Annotated in this window: 15 protein-coding genes; 10 read left to right on the top strand and 5 right to left on the bottom strand. The window is 68.7% G+C overall.

Annotated elements, in window-relative coordinates; genetic code table 11:
- Positions 1-9 precede the first annotated feature (9 nt).
- Positions 10-1,293 (bottom strand): branched-chain amino acid ABC transporter permease, encoded by a 1,284-nt coding sequence (locus C566_RS0112675; protein WP_018774721.1) that lies wholly within the window; start codon positions 1,291-1,293, stop codon positions 10-12.
- 549 nt (positions 1,294-1,842) lie between these two features.
- Here C566_RS0112675 and C566_RS21455 point away from each other — a divergent pair.
- Entirely contained in the window at positions 1,843-2,778 is a 936-nt protein-coding gene (locus tag C566_RS21455) for a hypothetical protein (protein ID WP_018774720.1), read from the top strand.
- Positions 2,779-2,927: 149 nt separating this feature from the next.
- Positions 2,928-3,860 (top strand): Bax inhibitor-1/YccA family protein, encoded by a 933-nt coding sequence (locus C566_RS0112665; protein ID WP_018774719.1) that lies wholly within the window; start codon positions 2,928-2,930, stop codon positions 3,858-3,860.
- Positions 3,861-3,973: 113 nt separating this feature from the next.
- Here C566_RS0112665 and C566_RS0112660 read toward each other — a convergent pair whose 3' ends face one another.
- Positions 3,974-5,212 (bottom strand): acetyl-CoA C-acetyltransferase, encoded by a 1,239-nt coding sequence (locus C566_RS0112660; protein WP_018774718.1) that lies wholly within the window; start codon positions 5,210-5,212, stop codon positions 3,974-3,976.
- A 20-nt stretch (positions 5,213-5,232) separates the two neighbouring features.
- Positions 5,233-6,393 (bottom strand): galactokinase, encoded by a 1,161-nt coding sequence (gene galK, locus C566_RS0112655; protein WP_018774717.1) that lies wholly within the window; start codon positions 6,391-6,393, stop codon positions 5,233-5,235.
- A gap of 90 nt (positions 6,394-6,483) precedes the next feature.
- Here galK and C566_RS0112650 point away from each other — a divergent pair, with 90 nt between their 5' ends.
- From C566_RS0112650 to C566_RS0112635, 4 genes are all read left to right on the top strand, one after another.
- Positions 6,484-7,461: an aldose 1-epimerase family protein gene (locus C566_RS0112650; protein WP_043466904.1), complete on the top strand. Its 978-nt coding sequence runs from the start codon at positions 6,484-6,486 to the stop codon at positions 7,459-7,461.
- Between the two features lie 143 nt (positions 7,462-7,604).
- Positions 7,605-8,918 (top strand): AI-2E family transporter, encoded by a 1,314-nt coding sequence (locus C566_RS0112645; protein ID WP_018774715.1) that lies wholly within the window; start codon positions 7,605-7,607, stop codon positions 8,916-8,918.
- A 21-nt stretch (positions 8,919-8,939) separates the two neighbouring features.
- A complete protein-coding gene (gene ilvA / locus C566_RS0112640; protein WP_018774714.1) occupies positions 8,940-10,178 on the top strand; it encodes a threonine ammonia-lyase in 1,239 nt (412 codons plus the stop codon).
- A gap of 5 nt (positions 10,179-10,183) precedes the next feature.
- The gene (locus C566_RS0112635; protein ID WP_018774713.1) at positions 10,184-10,810 is read left to right on the top strand and encodes a rhomboid family intramembrane serine protease; all 627 of its coding nucleotides are present in this window, start codon (positions 10,184-10,186) and stop codon (positions 10,808-10,810) included.
- Positions 10,811-11,003: 193 nt separating this feature from the next.
- On the opposite strand, the gene greA is transcribed toward C566_RS0112635, so the two are convergent.
- Entirely contained in the window at positions 11,004-11,498 is a 495-nt protein-coding gene (greA, locus tag C566_RS0112630; protein ID WP_018774712.1) for a transcription elongation factor GreA, read from the bottom strand.
- A gap of 184 nt (positions 11,499-11,682) precedes the next feature.
- Entirely contained in the window at positions 11,683-12,135 is a 453-nt protein-coding gene (locus C566_RS0112625; RefSeq protein WP_018774711.1) for a DUF4307 domain-containing protein, read from the bottom strand.
- Between the two features lie 108 nt (positions 12,136-12,243).
- Here C566_RS0112625 and mca point away from each other — a divergent pair, with 108 nt between their 5' ends.
- The 4 genes from mca (at position 12,244) to C566_RS0112605 (ending at position 16,488) form a co-directional block, all read left to right on the top strand.
- Positions 12,244-13,149 carry a mycothiol conjugate amidase Mca gene (mca, locus tag C566_RS0112620; RefSeq protein WP_018774710.1) on the top strand — a complete coding sequence of 302 codons (906 nt, stop codon included), beginning with the start codon at positions 12,244-12,246 and terminating at the stop codon, positions 13,147-13,149.
- A 90-nt stretch (positions 13,150-13,239) separates the two neighbouring features.
- Complete coding sequence (locus C566_RS0112615; protein WP_018774709.1) at positions 13,240-13,590, top strand: hypothetical protein; 351 nt, start codon at positions 13,240-13,242, stop codon at positions 13,588-13,590.
- Complete coding sequence (locus C566_RS0112610) at positions 13,568-15,826, top strand: thioredoxin domain-containing protein (RefSeq protein ID WP_018774708.1); 2,259 nt, start codon at positions 13,568-13,570, stop codon at positions 15,824-15,826. Before C566_RS0112615 ends, C566_RS0112610 begins: the two co-directional genes overlap by 23 nt.
- Positions 15,823-16,488 carry an HAD family hydrolase gene (locus tag C566_RS0112605; protein ID WP_018774707.1) on the top strand — a complete coding sequence of 222 codons (666 nt, stop codon included), beginning with the start codon at positions 15,823-15,825 and terminating at the stop codon, positions 16,486-16,488. Before C566_RS0112610 ends, C566_RS0112605 begins: the two co-directional genes overlap by 4 nt.
- Positions 16,489-16,544 lie beyond the last annotated feature (56 nt).

Below are 16,544 nucleotides of genomic sequence, written 5' to 3'. Positions count from 1 at the left end.
GGCTGTCTCCTAACCCACGCGCTCTTTGCGGCCCAGAATGCCCTGAGGGCGGAACAAGAGGACAACAATCATGATGAACAACGCTCCCACGTATTTGAGGTCGGCTGCGAGGCCGAACACGGTGGTCAGCTCAACGAAGATGCCGACGATGATGGAACCGACCAGGGCGCCCCAGACTGTGCCGAGGCCGCCGAGGGTGACGGCGGCGAAGATGAGCAGCAGGATCTGCGAGCCCATGTCGAAGGTGACGCCGGGCCGGTAGTAGGCCCAGAGGATGCCGCCGAGGGCGGCGAGCATGCCGCCGACCACCCAGACGATGCGGATGACGGAGTCGACGTCGATGCCGGAGGCTGCGGCCAGCGCCGGGTTGTCGGCCACGGCGCGGGTGGCCTTGCCCAGACGGGTCTTGAGCAGGACGACGCCGAGGACGGCGATCACGACGGCGCTGACGAGGAGGGACAAGAGGTTGTTGGGGGAGATCGAGATCGGGCCGATCAGGATTTCCACGCTCTGGGCGAACGGCAGTTGCTGGGTGGCGCCGCCGAAGTAGAACTGGATGATGTAGCGCACGGACAGGGCGAGGCCGATACTGACGATCATCATCGGAACAAGCCCGGTTCCGCGGCGCCGCAGCGGCTTCCACAGGCCCGCGTCCTGGACGTAGCCGAACAATCCGCCGCCGATGACGGCCAGAATGATGGCCAGCCAGAACGGCAGTTGCATCTGGTTGAAGGCGAACACCAGTACCGCGCCCAGGGTGACCATCTCACCGTGGGCGAAGTTGGTCAGGCCGGTGGTGCCGAAGATCAGGGACAGGCCCACCGCCGCGAGGGCGAGCAGCAGGCCGAAGCTCAGGCCTGCCACCAGCCGGTTGAGCAGGTTTTGCATGAAGTTCTGCTGCTCGACGACGATGCCCTTGCCGAAGGTGAAGATCACCGAGAGGTTGGAGGTCTGGCTGAAGGTGACGTTGCGGGGGTTCTCCTGGCCCTCGGCCAGTTTGATGCCCTGCGGAAGCGTGGACTCGTCGAGTTCGACCTTGTAGGTTCCCTGGGTGGGGACGCCGATGGTCCAGGCACCGTTGGCTCCCGATTTCGTGGTTCCCGTGAAATCGCCGCTCGTGGCGGTGATGGTTACCCCGGGGATCGGGGCGCGGTCGTCGCCGCGCAGGAAGCCGCTGATGCTGTTCGTGAACTGGGTGGCCGACGGGGATGGTGTCGGCGAAGGGGTCGTGGCGCTGGACGCCGGGGCCACGATGAGCAGTAGCGCAGCCGTGGCGGCAAATACTGCCCCCACAGCCCTCAGTAGGCTGCCGCGCCGTCTCTGCGACAGGCCGCTCGTTGTGCTTCTCAAATTGAAAACCTCCACATGGGGGTGCTGTGGGTTGCGCCTTTGCAACCGTTGCGAACGGTCAGGGGACGAGCGTCTCGCAATACGATCACGTGTTGTGATGTCCGTCACCCTGTGTGGCCTATGCTACAGCCCGGGCGAGGCAATGAATGCCGCTGCGAGCAGGCAGAACGTCGCGATCGGATAACAACCGTGTAGTCGCGGCGGCACCTCGATGTAGCCCGGCTAAAGAAAACTTTTGTTGATTCCGAGTATGCCTAAACAGTGGCCGGCCCGGCCCCCAATTCGCCGGGCCAACGCGGGGCTGGTGCGGGCTGCCGGGCACGCCGGCTCCGGCCCGCGGAACCGCCACCTCCAAGCTTTTTCCAAGTCCTCCCGAGTTATGGTGCGAAGAGCGCCAGAACCGAAATCCGGAACGGAAAGCCGGAACCGAAGTCCTTTCCTTCCGGGAACCGGCCGGCGCCGAGGCAGGGTCCGATCGTGGAGGGCCGAGGGATGAACCGGGTAGTCAAGCTGTGCCTCGCGGGTTCGCTGGTGCTGGCGATCCTGGGCCTTCCGGCGCTCAGCCTCGGCCCCGAGACCGCCGGGGCGCAGGCCTGCGTTCCCTCCGCAGCGGCACTCACAGACCCCTATCCGGGGATCCAGGCGGCGGCGTCCAGCTTCGAGGCGGGCACCCTGGATGGGTTCGGGATCTCCACGGCCGGGACGGGAAATGCCTCGGTGTCCACAGGGCTCTCGCGCTCCGGGAACTGCGCCGCCCTCCTGCACACCACTGCTGGGCCTGGCTCCATCGCCAGGCTGACGGTGGGCCTGACCCCCGGGACCACCGAGGCGTATGCGGACGGATGGTTCAATATCGCTGCCGAAGGAATGGCGGGAAACAATGTTCCCTACTTCCGGTTCTTTGCCGCCGGCGTCCGCGTCCTGGATGTATTCCGGCAGAACATCTCCCATGAGCTGGTGCTCCGCACCTACTCACCCTCAGGGTTCACCTACACCACGTTGCGGCGGGACGTCCCTACTGACTCCTGGCACCGGCTCGTCATGCACGTGGTCCCCAACGGCTCCGGGACGCAGGTCCAAATCTGGTGGGACGGGCGCTCGGTCTACGCCGGCACTGTCAGTATTTCCGCGACGACGCTCGACACGCTCCAGCTTGGCTCCGAACACGATCAGCAAATGGCCGACATCTACATAGACGACGTCATTGTCAACAGCGGCACGGGAACGCCGGCGCCGGTTCCGGGCCCGCTCCCGGAGCCGAAGGGGGACCCGTCGAAGCGGTTCGACGATTTCCGCGGTGACGGACAACCCGGCCTGCTGGCCGCCGGCACTGCCGCGAGCCACAATGTTGCGAACCGCACTGCCGCAACCCGCACTGCCCGGCCGGCGTCTGCGGACATACGGGGCCTGAAGAACCCGCTGACTTAGGTCACGGTTCGGTTGCGGCGGCCCGCGCGGGGAACTATCCCTCCCCGTCGGCCGTGGGAATTGGTAGCGTGACTATATAGAATCCCGTTTCGTCTAGTCCGCACCGCACCGGAACATCACCCACCCCCTTATTTTGGAGGACACCCGCAATGGCACATGGCGGAAACCCGATCTTCAGCGGAAAGAATTTCCGCGAAGCCACCCAGGCACCGCCTGCCCCGCAGGCCCCGTACGGCCAGAACCCTTACGGCCAGGCCCCGTACGGCCAGAACCCCTATGGCCAGACCGGCTACGGCCAGGCCCCGGCCCAGGGCGGGTGGAATTCGGCGCAGCAGGGCATGACCCAGGAACAGCTCCAGGACCTGTACAACCGCCCGGCCGCCGGCCCGGCCGACATCGGCCGGATGACGTACGACGACGTCATCATCAAGACCGCCGGGTGCCTCGGCATCCTGGTGGTTGGCGCCGCAGTGGCGCTCGCCGTCCCGCAGGGCACCGGATCCATGCTGATGATCCTCGGGGCCCTCGGCGGCTTCGCGCTCGCAATGGTCAACACCTTCAAGAAGCAGCCGTCACCCGGGCTGATCCTGGCCTACGCCCTGCTCGAAGGATTCTTCCTCGGCGGCCTGACCCGCATCCTCGACAACCTGTTCCCGGGCGTCGGCATCCAGGCCGTCGTCGGAACGCTGTCCGTCTTCGCCGTGACGCTCGTGCTGTTCAAGAGCGGCAAGGTCCGGGCGACGCCCAAGCTCATGCGGTTCTTCATGATCGCCCTGATCGGCTATGCGGTGTTCGCGCTCGTCAACATGTTCATGATGATGACCGGGGCCGTGACCACGCCGTTTGGCCTGAGCACCAGCATGGAGATCATGGGCATACCGCTCGGCGTCTTCATCGGCATCCTGGCGATCGGCCTGGCCGCCTTCTCCCTGATCATGGACTTCACGTCCATCGAGGCCGCCATCAGCGCCGGAGCCCCGCAGCGCTTCTCCTGGACCGCCGCCTTCGGCCTCACGGTCACCCTGGTGTGGCTCTACGTCGAGATCATCCGGCTGCTGGCCATCCTCCGCGGCGACGAGTAAACCGGCGTCGTTCCTGAACGACCCAGATTGCCCTACCAGGAGCCCCGCCCAACGGCGGGGCTCCTCGCGTATGCGGCTGCCGGTGGCTGCCGCAGCGGCTCAGCTGTAATTGCTCAGCTGAGCCGCTCGAACACAACTGCCATGCCCTGGCCGCCGCCGACGCAGAGCGTCGCCAGGCCGAGGGAGGCGTCGCGGGCGCGGAGCCCGTTGAGCAGCGTGGCGGTCATGCGTGCGCCGGTCATCCCGAAGGGGTGGCCGAGCGCGATGGCGCCGCCGTGGACATTGAGCAGTTCCGGATCGATGCCGAGCTCCCGGGCGCTGGCCACCACCTGGACCGCGAACGCTTCGTTGAGCTCCACGAGATCGATGTCCCCGATGGTCAGCCCGGCGATCGTGAGCGCCCGGCGGGTCGCTTCCACCGGGCCCATGCCCATCAGCTCCGGGGACAGGGCGCTGACACCGGTGGAGACGATCCGGGCAAGCGGTTCCAGGCCCAGTTCGCGGGCGCGCGAGTCACTCATGACCACGACGGCGGCGGCCCCGTCATTGAGCGGACACGCGTTCCCGGCCGTCACGGTGCCGCCACAGCGGAAAACGGGCTGCAGGGCGCCGACGGCCTCCGCGCTCACACCGGGACGCGGCGAATCGTCACGATCGACCACCGAGCCGTCGGCGCGGGTATACGGGGTGATTTCGCGGGCGTAGAACCCGGCGGCGATGGCCGCCTCGGCCCGGTTCTGGCTGAGCACCGCCCAGGCGTCCTGCTCCGCACGGGTGATCCCGTAGCTTGTGGCGACGTTCTCCGCCGTCTGGCCCATGGCGATATACACGTCCGGCATCCGGCCGCCCAGCCGCGGGTCGGTCCACGGGGTGTTGGAGGCCGCCCGGGCCTCGGTGCGTTTCCGGGCCGCCGCGAAGCGCGGATTGTGCGTGCCCGCGTCCGTCTCGCCGGCACCGGCCCAGTCCCGGTAGCGCGACACCGCCTCCACGCCGGCGGCCACGAACGCCTGGCCTTCGCCGGCCTTGACGGCGTGGAACGCCATCCGGAGCGTCTGCAGGCTGGAGGCACAAAAACGGTTGATGGTGGCGGCCGGAACGTTGTCCAGCCCGGCCAGGATGCTGACCACACGGGCCATGTTGGAGCCGGCCTCGCCGCTCGGCTCGGCGCACCCCAGATAGATGTCGTCCAGGCCACGGCCGGGACCTGCGGCGGCGTCGAACGCAGGGATCCCGGCGAGGGCCGCAGTGATCATGGCGGCGGCGAGATCGTCCGGCCGTTCGTCTTTCAACGACCCCTTGAAGGCGCGGCCGATCGGGCTCCGGGCGGTGGAAACGATGACAGCTTCTGGCATGCGCCCAGACTACGCCCCGCCTAGCACAGGCGCATGGCCCCCGCCGCGGGGCTGACGCTGAAGATCTCCGGCGCGGCATACCCGGCCCGGGCAAAGGCACGTTCGACGGCGGAACGCACCTGCTGCGCCGATCCCGCCGGGGTCAGGGCGATCGCGGAGCCGCCGAAGCCGCCGCCCGTCATGCGGGCTCCGATCGCGCCGGCCGACCGCGCCGTGTCCACGGCAAGGTCCAGTTCCGGGCAGGAGATCTCGAAGTCATCGCGCATCGAGGCGTGGGACGCGTCGAGCAGGGGGCCGATGGCGGCCGGGCCCACGGTGTCCAGAAGCTCGACCGTCTGCAGCACCCGCTGGTTTTCGGTGACGACATGCCGGAGGCGGCGGAACGTCTCCGCGTCCAGCAGCCCGGTGGCCTCCTCGAGGTCATCGAGTCCGACATCGCGCAGCGCCGCCACGCCAAGGAGCTCGGCGGCGAGTTCGCACGATTCCCGCCGGGCCGTGTACCCGCCGTCGGCGTGGGAATGGGAAACCCGGGTGTCGATGACCAGCAGCACCAGTCCCGCGGCGTCGGCGTCGAACGGCACCAGCCGGACACTCTGGTCCCGGCAGTCGAGGAAGACGGCGTGACCGGCCGTGGCCCGGAGCGAGGCGGACTGGTCCATGATGCCGGTGGGCGCGCCGACGAAGTCATTCTCCGCCCGCTGGGTGGCCAGGACCATGTCCTGCACGGAGAGGCCGGCCTCCATGAGCCCATTCAGGGCCGAAATCACGGCACATTCGATGGCGTGGGAGGACGACAGGCCCGCGCCGCGCGGGACCTCGGAATCCAGGAGCAGATCCACGCCGGGAACCTGGAGGCCCAGTTGCTGCAGGGCCCAGATGACCCCGAGCGGGTACTTTGTCCAGCCCCTGGCGCTGGCGCGGGCCAGCGAGCCGGTCTCGGCGGTGGTCAGCCCCTGGTTGCCGAACGTGGAGAGCATCCGCACGGTGGAATCCGGCCGGACCCGGACGGCAACCCGGGCTGCCCGGTCGATGGCGAACGGCAGGACGAAGCCCTCGTTGTAATCGGTGTGCTCGCCTATGAGGTTGACCCGTCCCGGTGCCCGCCACACGCCGTCGGGCCCGGCGCCAAAGACCGTCTCAAACCGGGCGGCGAGCCCGCGGCTGTCCAGGGGTGGATTCATGGCCTGGCGCCTGCGCTGCTGGAAGTCATGGGTCCAAGGTATACGGGTTCGCGGGGTTGTTTGTGTGGTACGAGCTGTACGGTGGTCACCATGGATCCCTCAGCGACGCCCCCGGCCTCCGGCAATGTCTCCGCCGCCAATGACACGATGCGGCGGTACGCGTCCGGCCGGCAGTACGAGCTCCGGCGCGGCGACGCCCTGGCAGTCGTCACCGAACTCGCCGCCGGACTGCGCCTCTACAGCCGCGCAGGAACCGCCCTGACGGAAACCTACGGGGATGCCGACATTGCGCCCGGTGCCACCGGAATTACGCTGGCACCGTGGGCCAACCGGGTGGAGGACGGCGTCTGGCACCTCAACGGCAAGAAGCTGCAACTGGACATCACAGAGGTCTCCCGCAATAACGCCAGCCACGGTCTGCTGCGGAACTCCTCCTACGAACTCGTGGACGAGGACGAGTTCTCCGTAACCCTGGAAGCGGCGGTTTTCCCGCAGCACGGCTACCCGTTCCTCATGCGGCACCGGGTCCGCTATGAACTGGCCGAGGATTTGGGGCTGGTGGTGCGCCAAACCCTGATCAACGACTCCCAGGACCGCGCGCCGTTCGTGCTTGGCGCGCACCCGTACCTGCGGCTGGGCGACGTGCCCAGCGAGGACCTCACCGTGAGCGTGGACGCCCGGACCAGGCTGGTCGCCGACGACCGTCTCATCCCGCGCAGCAGTGAACCGGTCAGCGGCGACTTCGATCTGCGCGGCGGGCGGCCGGTGGGGACCCTGGACCTCGATTCGGCCTACACGGACCTGGAGTTCGACGGCGGCGTCGCGCGGCACACGCTGCGCTCACCCGACGGGCGGACGGTGAGCCTGTGGCAGGACGCGAGCTGCGGTTACGTCCATGTCTTTATCACGACGGAATTTCCGGGCCGGCCGAAGGCGGTCGCGATCGAGCCGATGACCGGTCCCGCCAACGCGTTCAACAGCGGCGAGGGCCTGCGCTGGCTCGCGCCGGGGGAGCAGTTCTCCATGACCTGGGGCATCTCCGCCGCGCTGACGGCCACCACACCCTGACCCCACAGGCGGACCCGGCGGGCTGACGCCGGCCGGTCGCCGGCCCGGTGCCCTGGCCCGTCGCCCGGGCCGTTGCGGGTGGCCGGTTGCTGGCTGCTGGTTGCTGGTTTCCTATTGTGCGTCGCCTACGGAATCATGGGGCTATGACGCCAGCTGAGGACGCCGCACCTGCCACAAGCCCCTCCTATTCCGCGGCCGGGACCGGGGCACGTGCCGTGGCCCGGGTACGGACCGACCGGGAGATCGACCAGGACATTCCCTACGGCGTGCGGATCGCCGCCGGCTGGGCGTGGCGCGGCGGGCTCATCCTGCTCGTGATCGGGCTGCTCGTCTGGCTGCTCAGCCACGTCAGCTTCCTCATCATCCCCGTCATGGTGGCCGCCCTCCTCGCGGGTCTCCTGAGCCCCGCAGTGCGCTGGATGGCCAACCGGCGCGTGCCCAAGGGCCTCGCCGTCGCCATCACGGTGCTCGGCTTCATCGGCCTCATCGTCGGTGCCCTGACCCTGGTCGGGCGCCAGCTCGTGCAGGGCTTCGGTGAGCTGTGGTCGCAGGCGCTCACGGGCGTGCAGCAGGTACAGACCTGGCTGTCGGAGGGCCCGCTGCACCTGACGGCCGCACAGATCGACAAATACATCGAGGACGCCACCGCCGCGCTGCAGAACAACAGCAGCAGCATCCTCAGCGGGGCCCTGACGTTCGGGAGCACTGCCGGGCACTTCGCCGCCGGCCTGGTCCTGGCGCTGTTCATCCTGATCTTCTTCCTGCTCGAAGGCGACAGGATCTGGGCCTTCCTCGTCAGCCTCATGCCCCGGAAGGCGCGGCGCGCCACGGACGGTGCGGGCCGCCGCGGCTGGACCTCGATGGTCAGCTACGCACGCATCCAAATGTTCGTCGCGTTCGTGGACGCCGTGGGAATCGGCGTCGGCGCCGCCATCATTGGCGTGCCGCTCGCGCTGCCGCTGGGCGTGCTGGTCTTCCTCGGGTCGTTCATCCCGGTGGTCGGCGCGCTGGTCACGGGCGCGATCGCCGTGCTGCTGGCGCTGGTCGCCAACGGGCCCGTCAACGCCCTCATCATGCTGGCGATCGTGCTCGGCGTTCAGCAGCTCGAAAGCCACATCCTGCAGCCGCTCGTCATGGGCAAGGCCGTCTCGCTCCACCCCGTTGCCGTGATCTTGTCCGTCGCGGCGGGCTCCTACCTCGCCGGGATCCCCGGCGCATTGTTCTCCGTGCCGATCCTTGCCGTAGCAAACTCGTCGATTCGCTACATTGCGGGCAGAACGTGGGAACATGATGAAGTGCTGGCAACCGCGGGAGCCGGGGGCGGTCACGCCCCCGAACCCGGCGCAGACACCACCTTCACAGACGTCCACCTGCCGGGCGCAAACCCCGGCGGCGAGGGCGCCGCACCCAACAGCGGTGCTCCGGGCAGCGATGCCGGACGGGGCACCGACGCCTGATCCAAAGAAGGAGAACAGTTCGTGAATACCCTTGAGAGCCTGCCCGTCACGCTGGACGATGTCCTGGAGGCGCAGAAGCTGCTCGACGGGATTATTACGCGGACGCCCGTGGAGTCTTCGCGAGCCCTCGGCAGCACGGTGGGTGGCGAGGTCTTCCTCAAGTGCGAAAACCTGCAGCGCGCCGGCTCCTTCAAGGTCCGCGGCGCCTATGTGCGGATGGCCAAGCTCTCCGACGCCGAAAAGAAGCGCGGCGTCGTGGCGGCCTCTGCCGGTAACCACGCCCAGGGTGTGGCTGTCGCAGCCAAGAGCCTGGGCATCAAGGCCCGGATCTACATGCCGCTCGGCGTCGCATTGCCCAAGCTCGCGGCCACCCGCAGCCACGGCGCCGAGGTGGTGCTGCATGGCCACAACGTGGACGAGGCGCTGGCGGAAGCCAAGCGCTACGCCGATGAAAGCGGCGCCGTCTTTGTCCACCCCTTCGATGACGTCGACGTCGTCGCCGGCCAGGGGACGGTCGGGCTGGAGATCCTCGAGCAGGTCCCCGATGTCGACACCATCCTGATGGGTGTCGGCGGCGGCGGACTCCTCGCGGGCGTTGCCGTCGCGGTGAAGGCACGTGCCAAGGAACTTGGCCGCAATATCCGCATCATCGGCGTCCAGGCCGAAAACGCCGCCGCCTATCCGCCCTCGCTCGCCGCCGACGCCCTCGTCCCGCTCAAGAAGGTGTCCACCATGGCCGACGGCATCGCCGTGGGCCGGCCGGGCCAGCTGCCCTTCAGCATCATCCGCGAGCTCGTCGACGACGTCGTCACCGTCAGCGAGGACGCCCTGGCCCGGGCGCTGATCTTCCTGCTGGAGCGCGCCAAGATGGTGGTGGAACCCGCCGGGGCCGTGGGTGTCGCGGCGCTCATGGAAGGCAAGATCGAAAACCCGGGAACCGTTGCAGTGGTCCTCTCGGGCGGCAATATCGACCCCATGCTGATGCTCAAGGTCATCCAGCGCGGCCTCTCCGCCGCCGGGCGTTACATGACCGTGCGGATGATGCTGGACGACCGTCCGGGCTCGCTGGCCACGATCGCCCGCATCATCGCCGAGAACGACGCCAACGTCACGGGCCTGGACCACACCCGGGTGGGCGGCTCCATCAGCATGGGCGACGTCTCCATCACCGTCAACCTGGAAACCAAGGGCCACGAGCACTGCAGCCAGGTCCTGGCGGCGTTGCGCGCCGAGGGTTTCCAGCCGATCGTGGTGCACTAGGGGCCATGGTGAGCGACGCGTTTCCGGGCGGGCCGCCGCGGGAGGGGGACAGCACCGCGGTTCGGGCCCGCCGGGGACTGCTGGTGGTGGGCTCCTTCGTGGTGCTGCTGTACCTGATCGAGATCCTCAACACCGCCCTGTTCCACTCCCTGAACCGCACTTTCGGGCTGCGGCCGCGCAGCCTGGACGGGATCCTGGACATCCTGACGTTTCCACTGCTGCACTCCAGCCTGGCCCACCTGATGTCCAACACGCTCCCGTTGATCATCTTCGGGTTCCTCGTGTTCCTCTCCGGGCACCGGGTGTTCATCACCGCCCTGGCCGCCAGCTGGCTGGCGTCCGGGCTCGTGGTGTGGCTCATCGGCGGCGCCAGCGTCACCGTGGGCGCCTCCGGGCTGGTGTTCGGACTCTTCGCGTTCCTCCTGGTCCGCGGCTTCATCAACCGGAACTGGTGGCAGATCGCGCTGTCCGTGGTGTTGTTCATGGCCTACGGCGGCATCCTGTTCGGAATCCTGCCCACCGTGGCCAGTTTCGTCTCGTGGCAGGCCCACCTGGGCGGGGCGATCGGCGGCATCACAGCGGCACTGCTGCTGAGCACCAGGCGCCCGGGGGCGCTGCCCGCCGGCCGCTGAATACCCGGGACGAGGACCCGCCGGGGACTCCGGCAAGGCTGACCGGCCCAACCGGCCCCGCCAACACGCGGAAAACGCGACGCCGGCCTCCCCGCGAAGGGGAGACCGGCGTCGCTGTTCTGCTGTTCTGTCGCTGTTCTGTGGTGGCCGTTCTGCGAACGTGCTCCGTCACGGAACAGGGCGTGCTGCGGTGTCAGCCGGCGTACGGCTTGGCGGAGATGATCTCCACCGTGATGTCCTTGCCGTTCGGGGCGGTGTAGCTGAGCTTGTCGCCTTCCTTGTGGCCGACGATGGCCGCGCCGAGGGGGGACTTCTCGCTGAAGACATCCAGGTCCGAGTCGCCGGCAATTTCGCGGGAGCCGAGCAGGAAGGTCTCCTCGTCGCCGGCAATCTTGGCCACGACGATCATGCCGGGCTCCACGATGCCGTCATCGGCCGGGGCCTCGCCGACGTGGGCGTCCCGGAGGAGGGCCGTGAGCTGGCGGATGCGGGCCTCGATCTTGCCCTGCTCCTCCTTGGCAGCGTGGTAGCCGCCGTTCTCCTTGAGGTCGCCCTCCTGGCGCGCGGCTTCGATCTTCTGGACGATTTCTGCCCGGCCGGGGCCGGAAAGGTTGTCCAGCTCTGCCTTCAGGCGGTCAAAAGCTTCCTGGGTAAGCCAAGCCGCAGTTGCGCTGTTGGTGGTAGACACGGACTTCTCCTTTGGGTGGTCATACAAGCAAAGACCCCGCCACGGTGGCCACTTTTATGACGCAGTAACCAGCTCAGCGGGGGAAAGGTATTGATCCATTGTAGTCAATCCTGTGGATAAACCAAAGAGGACTGCGGCGTGGATCACACCGTGTTACCGGCGCCTGCCGCGGCCTGTTGTCCGGTTAGTGTCCGGCGTCGGGAATCCAGCAGCTGTCCACGACGGCGGAGACCGCCTGGGATTCCGTGCGCAACTGGATGCGGTGGGCTGTGGTGCGTCCGCCGTCCGTGCCGGCATCGGCCGCGTTCGGCCCGATGTCCACAACCTTCCAGCCGACAATCGCGAACTTCGAGTCCATGGCCTTCACGGCGCATTTCGCCGCCGCTGCCGGGTCCTTGGTGACTTGGAAGTCGATTTCTGTCAGCGTGGCGTCGGGGGTGCTGTAGCCGACATCCTTGAAGCTGACACCGCCGATGGCCGCCGACGTCGACACCCAGGCCAGGAAGGCAATGCCCACGGCAAGGGCGGCGATCAGGATGTTGCGTTTGACCTTGCGGGACAGCGCGCGCTTTTGGCCGCCGTAACGATTGGATAGGCTGGTAGGTGCCGGCGCGGCAGGCTGGTCCTCGGAAGTCACCAGTCCAGTTTAGTGTGGATCGGACCGGGATATTTCCGGACGGCTGCCCGTACAGATCAAGCCGCACCCCCAACAGAGCAGAACAGCAGAAAGAGGAGCCGTCCCACGATGACAGCATCCCCCAGCCCGTCAGCACCGCTTCGCCTGCTGGCGGTCCATGCTCATCCCGACGACGAATCCAGCAAGGGTGCCGCCACGATGGCGATGTATGCCGCTGCCGGCGTGGACGTCCTGGTGGCCACATGCACCGACGGCTCCCGCGGCGACATCCAGAACCCCGCGATGGAGGGACAGCCGCACCCCAAACGCGATATGGCCGGGGCTCGCCGGCTGGAGATGGATGCCGCCGCGAACGTTCTCGGCATCCGGCAGCGCTGGCTCGGCTTCGTCGATTCCGGGCTGCCGGAGGGCGACCCCCTGCCGGCCCTGCCGCCCGGGTGCTTCGCCCTGCAGCCGCTGGAACGGGCGGCCGCGCCACTGGTCCGGTTGGTCCGGGACTTCAAGCCCCACGTGATCCTCAGCTACGACGAGAACGGCGGCTACCCGCACCCGGACCACATCATGGCGCACCGGGTGGCCGTCGAGGCCTTCGCGGCGGCCGGCGATCCTGCCCGGTATCCGGACGCCGGGGAACCCTGGGAGCCCAGCAAGCTCTACTATGATCGCGCCTTCAGCCCGGACCGCTTCCGTGCCCTCCACTCCGCGCTGGAGGAGGCCGGACTGCAGTCCCCGTATGCCGAGCGGCTCGCCGCGTGGCTGGAAGCCGACGCCGAGGGGCATACCCCTCCGCAGCCAACGCACCCCACCACCACCCAGGTCGAGTGCGGCGATTTCTTCGAAGCCCGCGACGACGCCCTCCGCTCACACCGGACCCAGGTGGACCCGGAAGGATTCTTCTTCGCGGTCTCCCCGGCCATGCAGCGCAAGGTCTGGCCGTGGGAGGACTACTCCCTGATCGAATCCCGGATCCCGGCAGAACTGCCCGAAACGGACCTCTTCGCCGGGCTAAGATAGGAACGAAAGGGCTCTTCTATCCAGTGTAGAAAAGACGCTTTAGAAGAGTCATCGCAGAAAAGACACCACCTCCACAGAAGGTTCCTCACCGTGCATTCCTTGCTCATCGCCCTGGCAACAACGCCGGCGCCGACCCCTACGCCGTCGCTGCGCCCGGGCCTGTCCGAGGACCAGGTCACTCCGGGTCTGCTGGGCTTCCTGCTGACAGCCTTCATCGTGGTGTTGACCGCGCTGCTGATCGTGGACATGGTGCGGCGTATCCGCCGGGTCCGCTACCGTGCCCAGGTCGAGGCCGAGCGTGAGGCCGCCGAAGCCGGGACCGCGGACGCCGCATTCCCCTCCGACGGCACCGAATTCCCCGCCGACGGCGGGGCTTCCCGGTCCGACGGCGCGGTGACCCGGCCGGAAGTCAACGGCGATGCGGGACCCGGAACCCGCTGACGGCGGATTCCCCAACCCACCGTCCGGGGCCTCGAATGCCCTGGCGGCGGAACCCTCTGCATACCTGCGCCAGCACGCCGGCAACCCCGTGCACTGGCAGCCGTTCGGTGACGCGGCCTTCGCCGCCGCGGCCGCCCGGGACGTGCCGGTGTTCCTCTCAATCGGTTACGCGGCCTGCCACTGGTGCCACGTCATGGCCCACGAATCCTTCGAGGACCAGGACACCGCCGACTACCTGAACGCCCACTTTGTCTCCATCAAAGTGGACCGGGAAGAGCGCCCTGACGTCGATGCCGTCTACATGACAGCGACGCAGGCGATTAGCGGCGAGGGCGGGTGGCCGATGTCCGTCTTCCTCCTGCCAGATGGCCGGGCCTTCCACGCCGGCACCTACTTCCCGCCCCGGCCCATGCCGGGCCGGCCGTCCTTCCGGCAGGTCCTTGACGCCGTGAGCGAGGCCTGGACGGAACGCCGCGGCGCCGTCGAGGCCAACGCTGCCACCCTGGCCCGTGGTATCGCGGCGTCCCAGCCGGCAGCCGCCCTGCGCCTCGACGGGCCGCCCCAGGCCCTGGACGCGGCGCTCCTTGGCGAAGCCGTCGCCGCCCTGTCCGGCGCCGAGGACCAGGCCCACGGCGGCTTCGGCGGCGCGCCGAAGTTCCCGCCCGCGGCCGTACTCGAATTCCTGATCCGTCACGCCGCCATGCCGCCGGCAGCCGCTCCGGAGACCGTGAGCCCGGAGACCGTGAGCCTCGACACCGCGACGGCGGCCCGGGACATGGCCGGGCGGTGCCTGGCGGCAATGTCCCGCTCGGCGTTGTTCGACCAGCTCGACGGCGGCTTCGCCCGCTATTCGGTGACGGGAGACTGGTCTGTTCCGCATTTCGAGAAAATGCTCTACGACAACGCCCAGTTGCTGCGCGTCTACGTCCACTGGGTCCGGCTGGGCGGCACGCCGGAGTACCCGGCGGCCGAGGCCGCCGGGATTGCCGGGCTCACTGCCGACTGGCTCCTGGCCCGCCTCGGACTGGCACCTGCTCCGGCAGCGGGCCCTGCGACCGGCCCGGCGACAGGCGCTGCGACGGGACCGGACGCCGGCGTCGTGGCCCTGGCGTCATCGCTGGACGCCGACACGGTCATCGACGGCGTGCACGCCGAGGGCGCCAGCTACCTGTGGGCTCCCGGCGGGCTGGAGTCGCTCCTTGGCCCGGCCGACGGCGCCGCGGTGGCGGCCCTGATGAATGTCCGCACCCCCGGAAGCGTGAGCGCCGACGGTTCGCCGCTGCATCCGGGCCGGGAAATATCCGGCGAAGACGCCAAGCTGTGGCAGCGGGTGCGGCCGCTGCTGGCGCAGGCGCGCAGGAACCGTCCCCAGCCCGGCCGGGATGACAAGGTGGTGGCGGGCTGGAACGGACTGGCCGTCGCCGCCCTCGCCGACGCCGGCGCCGTCCTGGCACGGCCGGAACTTGTGGCCGCGGCCGAACGGATCGCGGACTATCTTGACCGCGTGCACTGGCGGCCTGCGGCGGATGGCCCCGGCCGGCTCATGCGCGTCTCCCACGACGGAGTGGCGCGCGGAATCGGCGGCCTGCTGGAAGACTACGCCTTGTGCGCCGAGGGGCTGTTCGCGCTCTATGGGGTTACCGGGCACACCCGCTGGTATGAGCTGGCCGAGGCCATCCTGGACGCCGCCTGCCAGCGGTTCGCGGCCGACGGCGGCCTGAAGGACGCTGCGGGGGAGTCCGCGCAGGTCACGGCCGCCCAAGGTGGCCGGGATGGCCTGGAACCGTTCGACGGCGCCACCCCCAGCGGTGCCGCCGCGCTGGCCGGTGCCCTGCTGACCTACTCGGCCCTGTCCGGCTCGTCCGAACACCGCACACTGGCGGCCAACATCCTCGCCCTGCTGCTGCCTCCGCTGGCGGTCCGCGCGCCGCGCGCCGCCGGCTGGCTGCTCGCGACCTCCCAGGCCGCCCTCGCCGGTCCCATCGAGGCCGCCGTCGCCGGACCGGACACGCCGGAACGGGCCGCGCTGCACCGGGAGCTGCTGCTCTCGGCCAGCCCCGGGCTCGTGGTCGCGGTCCAGGACGACGGCGCCGCCCGGCCAGTACCCCTGCTGCGGGGCCGCGGCGCGGGCCCGGACGGCGCCCCGCAGGTGTTCCTGTGCCGCGGCATGGTCTGCGACCTCCCCACTAATTCCGTCGAAGGAATGCGTGGGCAGCTGGCTAGGATGTCCACATGACCGGTCAGGATGGCTTTGAGCTGGTGGTATTCGATTGCGACGGGGTGCTGGTGGATTCCGAGGTGATCGCCATCCGGGTGGACCAACGCGTGCTGGCCGATCTCGGCTGGGAACTGGAACTCAATGACATCGTGGAACGCTTCGTCGGAAAATCCGAGGCGCACTTTGTTGCGGCCGTTGAACAGCAGCTCGGAGTCCGGCTGGCCGACGGCTGGGACCGGGACTACGGGCGCTGGTACCAGGAGGCGTTTGAACGCGACCTCGAAACGGTGGACGGCATCGAGGACGCCCTGGACCGGCTGTCCCTGCCGCACTGCGTGGCCTCCAGCGGCAGCCACGAAAAGATGCACCGGACGCTGGGCAAGACCGGACTGCTGCACCGCTTCCAGGGCCGCATCTACAGCGCCACGGAGGTCGCCAACGGCAAACCCGCCCCTGACCTGTTCCTCCACGCCGCCGCGAGCCTCGGCACCGCGCCCGGGCGGTGCGCCGTCGTCGAGGACAGCGCCTACGGCGTCCAGGCCGCCCGGGCGGCGGGAATGCACGTCTTCGCGTATGCCGGCGGTGTCACCCCGGCTTCCCGATTGGCCGGTCCCGGAACCACCGTCTTTTCCGACATGCGGCTGCTGCCCGAGCTCATCGCGGCGGGACGGCCCGGCTGAGCCGAGGGCCAATCCCGGACGCCGAATTTCCCCACTATTGAAGCCGGCGCCCGACG

The sequence above is a fragment of the Arthrobacter sp. 131MFCol6.1 genome, from assembly GCF_000374925.1.
Classification (GTDB): domain Bacteria; phylum Actinomycetota; class Actinomycetes; order Actinomycetales; family Micrococcaceae; genus Arthrobacter.
This window is presented reverse-complemented; position numbering and strand designations above follow the sequence as displayed.